This is a genomic window from Streptomyces sp. NPDC059850 (genome assembly GCF_042731515.1).
GTDB lineage: Bacteria > Actinomycetota > Actinomycetes > Streptomycetales > Streptomycetaceae > Streptomyces.
On sequence record NZ_JBHWJI010000084.1, the window covers coordinates 17,489 to 31,917 of the forward strand.

Below are 14,429 nucleotides of genomic sequence, written 5' to 3' on the forward strand. Positions count from 1 at the left end.
TACTCGGTGCCCCTCTTTTTTTTTTTTTACGCCCCGGCCCCCCCGCCCGGGGGGTATATCGCCTTCAGCCAACCAGCCTGCCCCCGGGGGGGGCCGGCCCCCCGGCCCGCGCCCCCCCCCGGCCGCCGTGTAGCACGCCCGTTCCTCAACGTTCATGTGCGGGCCGTCATATGCCGTTGCATGGCTCCGCACCTTCGAGGGAATATCCCTTCCAGGTCGACGCCCTGTTCCACTGTCCAGTGGGTGTCGAACTGCCAGCGGACGGCATCGGGCCGTTCGTCCGGGAGGCCCTTTGCACACGGACGACTGTGCGGATCGTGCGTATGACGCGGAGGGCCGGCGCTCGGCCCGTTCCGCGGGGCCTGAGCCCGGTCCGCTCCCCGCCTGTGGCGGGGAGACATCACTCCCGCGACGCCGTCGCACCCCAACCTCTCCCGAGGGGGTTCGTCCACCCGTGGTGACCAGCAAGAAACGCCGCGAGCACGACCGGCGCACCTATGTCCTCGACACCAGCGTCCTGCTTGCCGACCCAGGCGCCATGTCCCGCTTCGACGAGCACGAAGTCGTGCTGCCGGTCGTGGTGGTCACGGAGCTGGAGGCCAAGCGGCACCACCCGGAGCTGGGGTATTTCGCCCGGCAGGCACTGCGCCTGCTGGACGAGTACCGCGTCCGGTTCGGCCGTCTGGATGCTCCGATTCCGATTGGCGACCTGGGCGGCAGCCTGCGCGTCGAGCTCAACCACTCCGACCCGGGAATCCTCCCCGCGGCCTTCCTGACCCATGGCGGCCGGGTAGGGGACAACGACGCGCGGATCCTCGCCGTCGCCCGGAACCTGCAGGCCGAGGGGTACGACGTCACGGTCGTCTCGAAGGATCTGCCCCTGCGCATCAAGGCGTCCTCGGTGGGGCTGCTCGCCGAGGAGTACCGCGCGGAACTGGCGATCACCGATTCGGGCTGGACCGGGATGGCCGAGCTGGCCGTCTCGGCCGAGCAGGTGGACGACCTGTTCGCCGCCGAGACCGCGTACATCCCCGAGGCCGCCGAACTGCCCGTGCACACCGGACTGGTCCTCCAGTCCGAGCGCGGCAAGGCGCTGGGCCGGGTCACCCCGGACGGGCAGGTACGGGTGGTGCGCGGCGACCGCGAGGCGTTCGGCATCCACGGGCGCAGCGCGGAGCAGCGCATCGCGCTGGACCTGCTGCTCGACCCCGAGGTCGGCATCCTGTCCATGGGCGGCCGGGCCGGTACGGGCAAGTCGGCGCTCGCGCTGTGCGCGGGCCTGGAGGCGGTCCTGGAGCGGCGGCAGCACCGCAAGGTGATGATCTTCCGCCCGCTGTACGCGGTGGGCGGTCAGGAGTTGGGCTATCTGCCCGGCAGCGAGGCCGAGAAGATGAGCCCCTGGGCTCAGGCGGTCTTCGACACGCTGTCCGCGGTGACCAGCGCCGAGGTGATCGAGGAGGTGGTGGAGCGCGGCATGCTGGAGGTGCTTCCGCTCACCCACATCCGCGGCCGTTCGCTGCACGACGCCTTCGTGATCGTCGACGAGGCGCAGTCGCTCGAACGGAACGTGCTGCTGACCGTTCTGTCCCGGATCGGCGCCAACTCCCGGGTGGTGCTGACCCATGACGTGGGGCAGCGCGACAATCTCCGTGTCGGGCGGTACGACGGGGTGGTGGCGGTCGTCGAGAAGCTGAAGGGGCATCCGCTCTTCGCGCATGTCACCCTCAACCGCTCGGAGCGGTCGCCGATCGCGGCTCTGGTGACCGAAATGCTGGAGGACGGCCGCATCTGATCCGGTTGCGTCCGGTACGCGAGTAACGCGCCGTGCGGAAAGGCCAAAGAGCCTAGCTGTGCGGCGCGTTCTCGCGCGTGGATTTCCAAAAACCCTAGGGCGTAAACGGCCTGTGAGCTTTCACACCTGCCAGGGAATTGCCTACGGCTATCCGTGTCCGGCAGTCTGTGGGTTCTGTCAGGCCTCGCATACGGCACACCAGTACCGCCAGCGGTACAGAACCACAGCAGTACCAGAACTGAAGAGAGTTCGCCGTATGCCGCCCGAGCACCTCGCGTCCCTCCTGCGGGAGGACGCACCGGGCCAGTGCCTCCCGTGACCAGCCACACCCACTGAGCAGCACCGGGGACGGAACAAGGGGGGGCCAGCGCACAGGGGCACGATTGCGCCCGCGAGGTCACCTAAGCGGGCGACGCTGGAAGGAAAACCGAGTGAGCCGGATTTCGGTCCGGGGATTCGCAGTGGCCTCGGCCACCGCGGTCACCACTGTGGGCGCCGTCGTCGGTGTCGCCGCGGGTGGCGAGCAGCAGAGCTCGTCCGACCCGATCGAGGCGACCGCCGCCGACTCGACGCTCCTCGCGGACATACCCGCCGGCCAGCAGGCCGTGGCGCAGACAGCATCCCTGACGCAGCAGGCGGACGTTCAGTCCACCGCGGCCGACGCGGAGGCGAAGAAGTCCGCTGAGGAGGCGGCCCGCAAGCAGGCTGCCCAGGACGCGAAGGCCAAGAAGGCCGCCGCGGACAAGGCGGCTGCCGAGAAGCTGGCCAAGGAGCGCGAGGCCAAGAAGAAGCAGGAGCTCGCGAGCCGTTCGGCCACGCGTGACGCCGGCGACTTCCCCGCGAAGGCCTCGTACTCCATCGCCGAGGTCAAGGCCATGGCCCGGCAGATGATCCCGGGCGACCAGTTCCAGTGCTTCAGCAACATCGTGGACCACGAGAGCGGCTGGAACTACCAGGCCACCAACCCGTCCTCGGGTTCGTACGGTCTGGTGCAGGCGCTGCCCGCGTCCAAGATGTCCTCGGCCGGTGCCGACTGGAAGACCAACCCGGCCACCCAGATCAAGTGGGGTCTGGGCTACATGGAGGACCGCTACGGCAGCCCCTGTGACGCCTGGTCGTTCTGGCAGGCCAACAACTACTACTGATCGGTCCGGGCCATCCGGCCGCTCAGTGACGTAAGCTTCGCGAAACCCCCGTCCGGCAGGTCGGGGGTTTCGCGCGTCCGCAGCCGGTAACGTCATGCCGACGACTACGGGGGAACCGGGGGTAGGGAAAGCTGAATGTCCAGATTGCCAGATTGGGTCGGCAGGTTGGGGGCCGGACTGACCCGGCTCGCCGCGCGGCTCGAACGCGAAGAGGCCGCGGCACGCGGTGACGAGAGCGGCGGCGGAGGAGCCGGTCGGCCGCCCGAGCCGCCCGAGCCGCCCGAGCCGCCCGAGACGCCCGAGCCGCCCGAGCCGCATGCGCCGGACGCGTCGCGGCAGGAGCCGTCAGCGCGCCCCGGGCCGCCGCCCGAACCGCCGGGACCGCCCGGGCCGTCCGAAGGGGCCGCAGCGGCCGAGGCCGCCGCCGTGCCCGCCCCGCCCGCGTACGCCCCGGCCGTCGCCGCCCGGCCGAGTCCGGCCGACGCCGTCCCCTGGGGCATGCGCGTCGCCGCCGAGGCCGCCTGGCGGCTGCTGGTGCTGGCCGGAATGCTCTATGTGCTGATGCAGGTCATCAGCTCCGTCCAGCTGGTCGTGTTCTCCTTCACCGTGGCCCTGCTCATCACGGCCCTGCTGGAGCCCACCGTCACCCGGCTGCGCCTCAAGGGCGTCGCGCGCGGCCTCGCCACGACCATCGCCTTCATCGGCGGCTTCATCATCATGGGGCTGGTCGTGTGGTTCGTGGTCTGGCAGGTCATGGAGAACATCGACGAGCTGTCCGACAAGCTCCAGGACGGCATCGACGATCTGCGGCGCTGGCTGCTGCACAGCCCGTTCCATGTGACCGAGAAGCAGATCAACCATGTCGCCAAGAGCCTGCGCGAGGCCGTCGGCGCCAACACCGAGGAGATCACCTCGGCCGGGCTCGAAGGCGTCACGGTCGTGGTCGAGGTGCTCACCGGCATCCTGCTGACCATGTTCAGCACGCTGTTCCTGCTGTACGACGGGCCGCGGATCTGGGGCTGGGTGCTGGGGCTCGTCCCCGCGGCGGCCCGGCCGGGCGTGGCGGGCGCGGGGCCGCGCGCCTGGGCCACGCTGACCGCCTATGTGCGGGGCACGGTGATAGTGGCCCTCATCGACGCGATCTTCATCGGCGTCGGGCTCTTCTTCCTCGACGTCCCGATGGCCGTGCCCCTCGCCGTCTTCATCTTCCTCTTCGCCTTCATCCCGCTGGTCGGTGCCGTGGTCTCCGGCGCGCTCGCGGTCATGGTGGCGCTGGTCACCCAGGGCGTGTTCACGGCGGGGATGGTGCTGGTGGTGGTGCTGGCGGTGCAGCAGATCGAGGGCCATGTGCTGCAGCCGTTCATCCTCGGCCGCGCGGTGCGGGTCCATCCGCTGGCCGTGGTGCTCTCCGTCGCGGGCGGCTCGCTGATCGGCGGCATCGGCGGCGCCGTGGTGGCCGTACCGCTGGTGGCGGTCGTCAACACGGCGGTCGGCTATCTGCGTTCGTACAGCAGGGAGAGCGCCCTGCGCGCCGGTCCGGGCCCGCACGGCGCGACCGCCGTGGCCGCCGCGCCGGTCCGGCCGCCGAGGCCGCCGGGGCCTCCGGGCGGGGGCGGTACGTAACTCCCGTACGGCAGCGCGAAGGGGCGCCCCACCGATGATCGGTGGGGCGCCCCTTCGTCTCTGCGGTGTCTACGCGACCGGGCGGCGTCAGCCGTTCTCGGCCAGGACGCCCTCGGCGTCCAGGGTGGCGCCGACCGCCTGCAGCACTGCGGCGATCTTGAAGGCTTCCTGGACCGTGTCGCGGTCCACGCCCGCCTTGCGGAGCACCTGCTCGTGCGAGTCCAGGCACATGCCGCAGCCGTTGATCGCGGAGACCGCGAGCGACCACAGCTCGAAGTCGGTCTTGTCCACGCCCGGGTTGCCGATGACGTTCATCCGCAGACCGGCGCGCAGGTTGCCGTACTCCGGGTCGGACAGCAGGTGCCGGGTCCGGTAGTACACGTTGTTCATCGCCATGATGGCGGCCGCCGACTTGGCGGCGGTGTACGCCTCGGCCGACAGGTTGGCCTTGGCCTCCGGCTCCAGCTCGCGCAGCACCTGCGGCGAGCGCGAGGCGATCGCGCAGGCCAGCACGGTGCCCCACAGCTGCTGCTGCGGAAGCTCGGAGTTGCCGATCACCGAACCGAGGTTCAGCTTCAGGTCCTTGGCGTAGTCCGGCAGGGCGGACTTCAGGGTGTCGAGTGCCATTGTCAGTTCACCTCACTCGCCGGAAAGGAGCGCGACCGGGTCGAGGGTGTCCTCGCCCTGCGTCCAGTTGCACGGGCACAGCTCATCGGTCTGCAGGGCGTCCAGCACCCGCAGGACCTCCTTGGGGTTACGGCCCACGGAACCGGCCGTCACCATGGTGAACTGGATCTCGTTGTTCTGGTCCACGATGAAGACGGCGCGCTGTGCGAAGCCGTCCTCGCCCTCGATGCCCAGGTCGCGCATCAGCTCGTGCTTGGAGTCGGCCAGCATCGGGAAGGGCAGGTCACGCAGGTCCGCGTGGTCCTTGCGCCAGGCGTGGTGGACGAACTCGGAGTCGCCGGAGAAGCCCAGGATCTGGGCGTCACGGTCGGCGAACTCCTCGTTCAGCTTGCCGAAGGCCGCGATCTCGGTCGGGCACACGAAGGTGAAGTCCTTGGGCCATGCGAAAACGATCTTCCACTTGCCCTCGTAGGTCTTGTGGTTGATCTGCTCGAACTCCTGCCCCTTCTCCAGCGAGACACAGGCGGTCAGGTCGAACTCGGGGAACTTGTCACCGACAGTGAGCACGTTTCTCCTTGCAGCTTTCGCGTGGGAGGGACCCTTTGTGGGGGTTTCCCGGGGTTGGACGGTCTCCACCCTGGCACATTCCACATTGATCAGTGAAATAGCTAGACTCGCTGAAGTTGATTGGAGGTGGCTATCAGTGGCCGCGACTGCGACACCGGCCGGAAAGCCGCGGCAGCCGAGCTTGTCCCAGCTCAAGGCGTTCGCCGCGGTCGCCGAGCATCTGCACTTCCGCGATGCGGCGTCCGCCATCGGCATGAGCCAGCCCGCCCTTTCGGGGGCCGTCGCCGTGCTGGAGGACACGCTCGGGGTTCAGCTTCTCGAGCGTACGACCCGCAAGGTGCTCCTCAGTCCGGCGGGTGAGCGGCTGGCCGCGCGAGCACGCTCCGTGCTCGCCGAAGTGGGTGCGCTGCTGGAGGAAGCCGAGGCGGCGCGGGCGCCGTTCACCGGGGTGCTGCGGCTCGGGGTGATCCCGACCGTGGCCCCGTATCTGCTGCCGACCGTGCTGCGGCTGGTGAACGAGCACTATCCGCGCCTCGACCTTCAGGTGCACGAGGAGCAGACCACCTCGCTGCTGGACGGGCTCGCCCAGGGGCGTCTTGACCTGCTGCTGCTCGCGGTGCCGCTGGGCGCCCCGGGGGTGGTGGAACTGCCGCTCTTCGACGAGGACTTCGTGCTGGTCACGCCCCGGGACCACTGGCTGGGCGGGCGCATGGACATACCCCGCGAGGCGCTGAAGGAGCTGGATCTGCTGCTGCTGGACGAGGGCCACTGCCTGCGCGACCAGGCCCTGGACATCTGCCGCGAGGCGGGCCGCACCGAGGGCGCCCCGGTGACCACGACCGCCGCCGGGCTCTCCACGCTGGTGCAACTCGTCGGCGGCGGGCTCGGGGTGACCCTGCTGCCGCGTACCGCGCTACGGGTCGAGACCGCCCGCAACGAGGAGCTGGCCACCGGCGACTTCGCCGACCCGGCCCCCGCCCGCCGCATCGCCCTGGCCATGCGGGCCGGGGCCGCGCGGGCGGAGGAGTTCGAGGCGCTGGCCGCCACGCTCCGCGAGGCGGTGCGGCCGCTGCCGGTGCGGGTCGCGCGCTGAAACGCGGGCCGTCGCGGCGGAGGTTCGTCCCCCGCCGCGACGGCGCGTTCTCACGTCATGGCCGGGCCTACTCCGTACGCAGCCCCTCCGGGCGCATCATGCGCCACAGCGGAGGCAGGCTGGCCAGCGTCACCAGGACGATGACGCCCGCGCCGATGCCGGTCATCATGGCGAGTCCGGCCCAGTCCACGGCCAGCTTCTCACCGACCATCTTCAGCAGCAGCGTGCCCAGCGCAAGACCGCCCGCGACCGACAGCGCGAGCCCCAGCACCACCGGGATCGCGGTCTGCCACAGGATGGACCAGCTCAGCGTGGAGCGCCGGGTGCCGAAGGCGACCAGGACGGACAGCAGCCGCTTGCGGTCCCGCAGTTGCTCCAGGGTGGTCACGATCATGCTGGCCCCGATGAGCAGCAGCGTCGCGGTGGCACCGATGTACAGCACGTTGCGGATCGTCTGGAACTCGTTCGACTGCGATACGCCGCTGAGCTGTACCACGTCCATCGCCGGGTCGATCGCCCTGCTGGCGTTGCGTACGTACTCGTTGGCGTCCGGCACGTTCGGGTCCATACGCATCATCGCCAGCGCCTGCGGGTCGGAAAGCTGCGCGACGTCGATGGCGCCGGGGGTGGCGAAGACGCCGGAGCGGTAGATCCCCGTCGGGTCCATCCTGGGCTTCGCCGTCGTGGCCGAACCGGGGATCGTCCACAGCTTCTGCTTGCCGACCGTGGGCAGGCCCTCCTCGTCGAAGCTCAGGTTGACCTGTGTGCCGGGCTTCGCGAAGGGCTTTTCGGGCGGCGGGTAGGCCACCTGCCCTTCGTCCGCCGCGCCGGCCGGTGGTGCGTCGACGATGAAGACATCGCCGTCCCGGCAGCTCTTCAGGTGCGCCAGCTCACGCAGCGCGGGGCAGTCGGCGACGGTGAGGGAGTCGGTCGGGATCTCGGCCGGGTCCTTCGCCTTGCCGCGCGGGTCGGAGACGGAGTCCTGGGTGACCCCGAGCACGCTGCGCACGCCCTTGGCCGCGCCGAGCCGGGCGAAGGCGTCGCGGGCCTCGGCGCCGTCACCGACCTGCAGGCCCATCGACAGCTGGGCGCGGTTCGGGTCCTGGTCCGTCTCCTCGGTGCTGTTGGCCTGCACGCTCGCGAAGAGCATCTGGAGCGCGATGGCCCCGGCCACCGCCACCGTGATGCCGCTGACCGCGCGGGCGGCGGTGCCGCTGCTGAGCTGGAGCCGCCGGGTGGCGAGCTGCCAGGGCACCGGGCCCTTGCCGAAGCGCTCCACGACGGACTCGACCAGCCACGGCAGCAGCGCGGTGGTGCCGATGAGGACCAGGACGGCACCGGCCGCGGCCTGGAAGGCCTGGAGGTCGCCGCTCGAACTGGTCGCCCCGAAGCCGCCCGCGAGCGGGGCCAGCATCCCGACGCCGAGGAGCGGGAGCGCCAGCCGCCACCACAGCCTCCGCCGCCTGGGGGTGGCGTTCCGTACGACACCCAGCGGTTCGATGGCGATGGCGCGCAGGGCGATGAGCGTGACGGCGACGGCCGAGGCGGGCACGGTCACCGCGACCGCCAGGGCGAGCGGGAGGGTGGGCGTGATGTCGGACGTGAAGAAGCTGAGGTTCAGCATCGAGGCGCCGCCGACGGCCTCCCGCAGCAGCAGGAAGAGCGCGCCGCCGACCGCGAGCCCGAGGAGCGAGCCGAACAGCGACTCACCCGCGGCGATCCGCCGGGTCATCGGGATATCGGCGCCGACCAGCCGCAGTGCGGCCAGCCTCCGGTCGCGGCGCTCGCCGCCGAAGCGGGCGGCGGTGGCGATGAAGATGAGCACCGGCAGCAGCAGCACCACACAGCCCACGATGACCAGCAGCACCAGCCCGGGGTCCAGCCCGTCCTCGCTGGTGTCCGTGGCACCCCAGGCGTCGAGGTGGTAGCTGGAGGGGACGCTGTCGAACTGCTTCGGGGTGATCCCCGCGTAGTAGCGCAGCTCGGTGGGGCCGGACAGTCCGCTGTCGCCGATCACCCCGGCTATGCGGTACGGGAAGCGGTCCCGGAGCAGCTTGCCCTCGTCGGAGGCGAGCAGCTTCTTCAGCGCGGGGGAGACGAACATCTCCCCGGCGGCCGGAACGCCGCTGACGCCCGGCGGATGGGGCGGACGGGCGCCGTCGGGCGCCATCACCATGCCCGAGATGTCCATGTCGCGGAAGTCGGTGTCCGCCTGGGCGACGTGGACCGTGCCGGGGCCCGGCTTCGGCTCCTCCCCGAAGCCGAAGGCGGCGATGGCGTTGGACCGCGCGGTGCGCTCGGCGTCCATGGTGGGGACGGATGCGGCGAACAGCAGCAGCGTGACGCCGAGGCCGACGCCGACCGCCGTCATGATCGTCCTGGCCCAGCTCTCCCGTCCGCCGGAGACCGCGAACCGTCCGCCCATGGCGAGGTCCGCGGCCCAGCGGGCGATGCCGGGGCGCCGCGGGGGCTCCTCGCGAGCGGGGGGCCGGGGCGGTGCGGACCTCAGGGCCAGCGTCGCCTGGCCGCCGCGGCCGCCCGCGCCGTCGTGGCCGCCGTCCGGGCCGCTCATCGGGCGCCCGCCATGTCCCGCGCCTTGCCGTCGCGTACGACGACCTCGCGGTCGGAGTACGCGGCGACCCGCGCCTCGTGGGTGACCAGGACGACCGCCGTACGGGTCTCCCGGGCCGCCTCGGTCAGCAGCTCCATCACCCGCTCGCCGTTGAGGGAGTCCAGCGCGCCGGTCGGCTCGTCGGCGAACAGCACCCGTGGCGCGGTGACCAGCGAGCGGGCGACCGCGACGCGCTGCCCCTGACCGCCGGAGACCTCGCCGGGCCGCTTGGCCGCCACGACGGCGACCTCCAGCCGCTCCATCCAGGACAGCGCCCGGGCCTCGGCCTCCTTGCGCTTGATCCCGCTCAGCCGCAGCGGCAGCGCGACGTTCTCCACGCAGGTCAGCTCGGGGACGAGCTGGCCGAACTGGAAGACGAAGCCGAACTCGCCGCGGCGCAGGCTGCTGCGCTCGCCGTCCGACATGGCGGACAGCTCGCGCCCGCTGTAGTGCACCGAACCGGAGTCCGGCCGGACGATCCCGGCCAGGCAGTGCAGCAGGGTCGACTTGCCGGAGCCGGAGGGGCCCATGACGGCGACGACCTCGCCGGGGTGGATGGAGAAGTGCGCGCCGTCCAGCGCGGGAGTGCGGCCGTACGACTTGTGCAGGCCGTCGGCAATCAGCAGAGATCCTGCCGGAGTCATGAACGCACCGCCTTGGCGAGGGGGCTGAGGCGGGCCGCGGTCAGCTCAAGCCAGCGCAGATCGGCCTCAAGGTGGAAGAGGGCGTGGTCGCAGATGAGTTGGTCGCTGAGGTCGCCGCCGCGCTTGCGCTGGGTCAGCTCGCGCATCAGCCGCAGGTGCTCCGCGCGCTGGACGTCGAGCAGATCGGCGGCGTCGCGCCCGGTGAGCAGGGCGAGGACGACCTTGGTGTAGAGGACCGACTGAAGGTAGGGCTCGGGCTTCTCGGGCTGCGCGAGCCAGTGCTCCACATCGGTGATGCCCGCGTCGGTGATCGCGTAGCGCTTGCGCTCCGGACCCCCCGCGTGCTCGACGCCGTCGACCTCCACGAGGCCGTTCTTCAGGAGCCGGGACATGGTCGAGTAGACCTGCCCGTAGTGCAGCGGGCGGTCGTGCCCGAATCTCTCGTCGAAGGCGCGCTTGAGGTCGTAGCCGTGCCGTGGACCGGACTCCAGAAGCCCGAGCAAAGTGTGGCCGATTGACATGCGCGGCACTCTACACCATGCGTATACCTCGTGTGTATAGCTGAGATGAGGAGGTCATCTGTGCTGGTCAGGGCCCTATTGCTGGGTATGGCCCCCGGATGTGCCGTCATCGGCCCCGTCCCCGCCCGCCGCGCGGGGCGGACGGCCCCGGCGCGGGATCGGGCGGGTCGAACCGGGCAGCCGTCCCGCGTCCGACAGCGCCTTGCGGAGCAGGAATTCGATCTGCGCGTTGGCGCTGCGCAGCTCCTCGCCCGCCCATCGGGCGAGGGCGTCGTAGACCGCCGGGTCGAGCCGCAGCAGCGTCTGCTTGCGCTGCCGCCGCGGCTGCCGCCCGTCTGTGTCCCCCGTCTCCTGGTCCGTCACTGGTAGAGCGTGCCGGTGTTGAGGACGGGCTGCGGGGAGCGGTCTCCGCAGAGGACCACCATCAGATTGCTGACCATCGCGGCCTTGCGCTCCTCGTCCAGTTCGACGATGTGCTCTTCGGCGATCCGGGCGAGGGCCGCCTCGACCATGCCGACCGCGCCGTCCACGATCTGCCGCCGGGCGGCGACCACCGCGCCCGCCTGCTGCCGCTGGAGCATCGCGGAGGCGATCTCCGGGGCGTACGCGAGGTGGGTGAAGCGCGACTCGATGATGCGGACCCCGGCCGCGTCGACCCGGGCGTGCAGCTCGACCGCGAGCTTCTCGGTGATCTCCTCGGCGTTGCCGCGCAGCGACAGGCCGTCCTCGTCGTGGGCGTCGTACGGGTACTCGATGGCGATGTGGCGCACGGCCGCCTCGGTCTGGGTGGCGACGAACTCCAGGAAGTCGTCCACCTCGAACATCGCCTGCGCGGTGTCCTCGACCTTCCAGACCACGACGGCGGCCAGTTCGATCGGGTTGCCGTACGCGTCGTTGACCTTGAGCACCGCGGTCTCGTGGTTGCGCACCCGGGTGGAGATCTTCTCCCGGCTGGTCAGCGGGTTCACCCAGCGCAGCCCGTCGGTGCGGATGGTGCCGCGGTAGCGGCCGAAGAGCTGGACGACCCGGGCCTCGCCCGGCGCGACCGTGTTCAGCCCGCACATGGTGATGATCGCGGTGAGGATCACCACGATCCCGGCGACGATCAGCGCGGTGGACGCGGCGCCCTTGTTCTCGGCGGCGACGGCCGCCCCGGCGAAGATCAGCCCGACCCCGGCGACCAGCCCGATCAGGCCCAGCAGCAGGGCGAGGCCGCCGTTGATGTTCTTGGCGGGCCGCTCCCGTACCTGTGGCTCCGGGATGGCCGGTATGTCGGCATGGGTGGCGGTGGTGTCGGTCATGGGGTCCCCGTCTCTGCTCGAAGTGTCTAGCAAAGTGATAACACATTTTGGTTCCTGTGCAACCCCCGGCGGCACTGGGCCGTCAGTTCCCGTGAGAGACGTGCTCTTTGTCACGTACGGAAAAAGCTTGATCGATGAGTATTTGCCGGTAGTTGCGGTGCTAGCTTCATGAGCTGGCTTGGGTGCGGGGGGCGGATGGACTGGAGCGGCGGGAGAGATGGGTAGAGCGGACGATCGGCGGGCGCGGCAGAAGGGCGCACGCAGAGCCAAGAAGACGGCGAAGCCGGGGGGCATACGCCGGTTCTTCACCTGGAAGATGGTGCTGGGCTACTTCGTCGGGCTGGGCGCCCTGGGGGTGGGGGCGTTCGCCATCCTGTACTTCAGCGTCGACATCCCCGACGCGAACGCCGAGGCCAGGGCCGAGGCCAATATCTACAAATACGGCGACGGCTCGATCATGGCCAAGGAGGGCACGGTCAACCGCGAGTCGGTACCGCTGTCCAAGATCCCCAAGAAGGTGCAGCACACCTTCGTCGCCGCCGAGAACAAGGACTTCTACACCGACTCAGGTGTCTCCTTCTCGGGCACCGCGCGCGGTCTGATCAACACCGCTCTCGGCAGGGGCAAGCAGGGTGGTTCGACCATCACCCAGCAGTTCGTCAAGAACTACTACCTCAGCCAGGAACAGACCATCAGCCGCAAGCTGAACGAGCTGGTGATCTCGCTCAAGGTCGACCAGCAGGAGTCCAAGGACTACATCCTCCAGGGCTACATCAACACCAGCTACTACGGCCGCGGCGCCTACGGCATCCAGGCCGCCTCCCGCGCGTACTACAACAAGGACGTCGACAAGCTGACGGTCGCGCAGGGCGCCTACCTCGCGGCACTGCTCCAGGCCCCCAGCCAGTACGACTACTCAACGGCGGGCCCCAACGGCAAGAAGCTGGTCGTGGCCCGCTGGAACTACATCCTCAACAACATGGTCGAGAAGGACTGGCTGTCCAAGAGCGAGCGCGACGGGCTGAAGTTCGACAAGCCCATCGCGCCCCGCCCGATTCCCGGGCTGGAGGGTCAGACCGGCTACGTGATCCTTGAAGCGAAGAAGGAGCTGTTCAAGGAGGGGGTGGACGAGAAGGAGTTCGAGGCCGGCGGCTGGACGGTCACCCTCAACATCGAGAAGAAGAAGCAGAAGGCGCTGGAGAAGGCGGTTCAGACCGAACTGACCGACAAGCTGGACCCCAAGGATCGCCAGGTCGACAAGGACGCCCAGGTCGGCGCGATCTCCGTGGACCCCAAGACCGGTGGCATCGTGGCGATGTACGGCGGCGCGGGTGCGACCCAGCACTACATCAACAACGCGACCCGCTCGGACTACCAGCCCGCGTCCACCTTCAAGCCGCTCATCCTCGCCTCGGCCTATGAGAACGGCGCGACGACCCAGAGCGGCACGCCGATCACCGCCAGCACCCTCTACGACGGCACCAGCAGACGGCCGGTCAAGGGCAGCGACACCGCCTTCTCCCCGCCGAACGAGGACAACAAGTCCTACGGCGAGATCAACGTCCAGAAGGCGATGAACAAGTCCGTCAACTCCGTCTTCGCGCAGATGGCGGTGGACGTGGGCCTGGACAAGGTCAAGAACACCGCCATGGACCTCGGCATGGTCGGCGAGGTGAAGAACGGCTTCGACGTGCGCCCCGCGATGTCGCTGGGCGTGATGGGCGCCAGCCCCAAGGAGATGGCCGGGGTCTACGCGACCCTCGACAACCACGGCAAGAAGGTCACCCCGGCGTTCGTGAAGTCGGCCGAGAAGGGCGAGGACCAGACGGCCCAACTGCCGGACCCGACCAACGGCCAGGCGATCAGCCGTGGCGCGGCCGACTCCGTCACCCAGGTGCTGACCGGCGTGGTCGACGACGGCACCGGCCAGGCCGTGCGCACCAAGGGCCAGGAGATGGCGGGCAAGACCGGCACCTCGGACGACAACAAGTCCGCCTGGTTCACCGGTTACACCCCCGACCTGGTGACCTCGGTCGGCATGTTCGGCGAGCGGGAGGGCAAGGGCACGCAGGTCACGCTCAAGGGCACGGCCGGCGGCGGCCGGGTCAACGGCGGTGACTTCCCGGCCAAGATCTGGGGCGCGTACATGGGCAGCACCCTGGATGACGACTCGACCACGAAGTTCGACCTGGACACCGAGCTGGACAATCAGCCGCAGGCGCCCCCGCCGACGACGGAGGCCGAGGAGTCCCCGACGACGTCGCCGACGCCCACGGACAGCGGCAGCCCGACCCCGACCAAGAGCGCGACGCCGACGACGCCCACCACGCCGACGACGCCCGCGACCCCGACGCTGCCGCCGACCGCGCCGCCGACCGCGCCGACCCTGCCGACCGCGCCGCCGACCGCGCCGGGCGATGGCGGCGACGGCGACGGCGACCAGGGGCAGGAAGGGGGCTGACGCTCCCGGCTGACACCTGAAACGGCCGCCCGGCACCTTCTCGG

Annotated in this window: 12 protein-coding genes; 5 read left to right on the forward strand and 7 right to left on the reverse strand. The window is 70.2% G+C overall.

Going from position 1 to position 14,429, the window contains the following annotated elements; translation table 11 throughout:
• Positions 1-454: 454 nt before the first annotated feature.
• From ACFV9T_RS39740 to ACFV9T_RS39750, 3 genes are all read left to right on the forward strand, one after another.
• Positions 455-1,792, forward strand: a complete 1,338-nt coding sequence (locus ACFV9T_RS39740) for a PhoH family protein (RefSeq protein WP_385447919.1) — start codon at positions 455-457, stop codon at positions 1,790-1,792.
• A gap of 431 nt (positions 1,793-2,223) precedes the next feature.
• Complete coding sequence (locus ACFV9T_RS39745; protein WP_385447922.1) at positions 2,224-2,937, forward strand: transglycosylase SLT domain-containing protein; 714 nt, start codon at positions 2,224-2,226, stop codon at positions 2,935-2,937.
• Positions 2,938-3,072: 135 nt separating this feature from the next.
• A complete protein-coding gene (locus ACFV9T_RS39750; RefSeq protein ID WP_385447924.1) occupies positions 3,073-4,560 on the forward strand; it encodes an AI-2E family transporter in 1,488 nt (495 codons plus the stop codon).
• An 87-nt stretch (positions 4,561-4,647) separates the two neighbouring features.
• Here the strand turns inward: ACFV9T_RS39750 and ACFV9T_RS39755 are convergent, their stop codons facing one another.
• Positions 4,648-5,187, reverse strand: a complete 540-nt coding sequence (locus ACFV9T_RS39755; protein WP_385447926.1) for an alkyl hydroperoxide reductase — start codon at positions 5,185-5,187, stop codon at positions 4,648-4,650.
• Between the two features lie 12 nt (positions 5,188-5,199).
• Complete coding sequence (locus tag ACFV9T_RS39760; protein ID WP_385447929.1) at positions 5,200-5,754, reverse strand: peroxiredoxin; 555 nt, start codon at positions 5,752-5,754, stop codon at positions 5,200-5,202.
• 136 nt (positions 5,755-5,890) lie between these two features.
• On the opposite strand from ACFV9T_RS39760, the gene ACFV9T_RS39765 reads away from it, so the two are divergent.
• The gene (locus tag ACFV9T_RS39765) at positions 5,891-6,847 is read left to right on the forward strand and encodes a hydrogen peroxide-inducible genes activator (protein ID WP_385447932.1); all 957 of its coding nucleotides are present in this window, start codon (positions 5,891-5,893) and stop codon (positions 6,845-6,847) included.
• 67 nt (positions 6,848-6,914) lie between these two features.
• Here ACFV9T_RS39765 and ACFV9T_RS39770 read toward each other — a convergent pair whose 3' ends face one another.
• The 5 genes from ACFV9T_RS39770 to ACFV9T_RS39790 form a co-directional block, all read right to left on the reverse strand.
• Positions 6,915-9,419: an FtsX-like permease family protein gene (locus ACFV9T_RS39770; protein ID WP_385447935.1), complete on the reverse strand. Its 2,505-nt coding sequence runs from the start codon at positions 9,417-9,419 to the stop codon at positions 6,915-6,917.
• A complete protein-coding gene (locus ACFV9T_RS39775; protein WP_385447937.1) occupies positions 9,416-10,102 on the reverse strand; it encodes an ABC transporter ATP-binding protein in 687 nt (228 codons plus the stop codon). Before ACFV9T_RS39775 ends, ACFV9T_RS39770 begins: the two co-directional genes overlap by 4 nt.
• Positions 10,099-10,623: a PadR family transcriptional regulator gene (locus ACFV9T_RS39780; protein ID WP_385447939.1), complete on the reverse strand. Its 525-nt coding sequence runs from the start codon at positions 10,621-10,623 to the stop codon at positions 10,099-10,101. The genes ACFV9T_RS39775 and ACFV9T_RS39780 overlap by 4 nt, the downstream gene beginning before the upstream one ends.
• Positions 10,624-10,698: 75 nt before the next feature.
• On the reverse strand, positions 10,699-10,986 hold the full coding sequence (locus ACFV9T_RS39785) for a hypothetical protein (protein ID WP_385447942.1): 288 nt from the start codon (positions 10,984-10,986) through the stop codon (positions 10,699-10,701).
• Complete coding sequence (locus tag ACFV9T_RS39790) at positions 10,983-11,924, reverse strand: SPFH domain-containing protein (RefSeq protein WP_385447945.1); 942 nt, start codon at positions 11,922-11,924, stop codon at positions 10,983-10,985. The genes ACFV9T_RS39785 and ACFV9T_RS39790 overlap by 4 nt, the downstream gene beginning before the upstream one ends.
• Before the next feature lie 217 nt (positions 11,925-12,141).
• Here ACFV9T_RS39790 and ACFV9T_RS39795 point away from each other — a divergent pair, with 217 nt between their 5' ends.
• On the forward strand, positions 12,142-14,385 hold the full coding sequence (locus tag ACFV9T_RS39795; protein ID WP_385447947.1) for a transglycosylase domain-containing protein: 2,244 nt from the start codon (positions 12,142-12,144) through the stop codon (positions 14,383-14,385).
• Positions 14,386-14,429: the final 44 nt, after the last annotated feature.

Excerpts from the sequence above, each read along its gene's own strand:
- ACFV9T_RS39750 (WP_385447924.1), top strand. The coding sequence starts at position 3,073 with ATGTCCAGATTGCCAGATTGGGTCGGCAGGTTGGGGGCCGGACTGACC.
- ACFV9T_RS39755 (WP_385447926.1), bottom strand. The coding sequence starts at position 5,187 with ATGGCACTCGACACCCTGAAGTCCGCCCTGCCGGACTACGCCAAGGAC.
- ACFV9T_RS39770 (WP_385447935.1), bottom strand. The coding sequence starts at position 9,419 with ATGAGCGGCCCGGACGGCGGCCACGACGGCGCGGGCGGCCGCGGCGGC.
- ACFV9T_RS39775 (WP_385447937.1), bottom strand. The coding sequence starts at position 10,102 with ATGACTCCGGCAGGATCTCTGCTGATTGCCGACGGCCTGCACAAGTCG.
- ACFV9T_RS39780 (WP_385447939.1), bottom strand. The coding sequence starts at position 10,623 with ATGTCAATCGGCCACACTTTGCTCGGGCTTCTGGAGTCCGGTCCACGG.
- ACFV9T_RS39790 (WP_385447945.1), bottom strand. The coding sequence starts at position 11,924 with ATGACCGACACCACCGCCACCCATGCCGACATACCGGCCATCCCGGAG.
- ACFV9T_RS39795 (WP_385447947.1), top strand. The coding sequence starts at position 12,142 with ATGGGTAGAGCGGACGATCGGCGGGCGCGGCAGAAGGGCGCACGCAGA.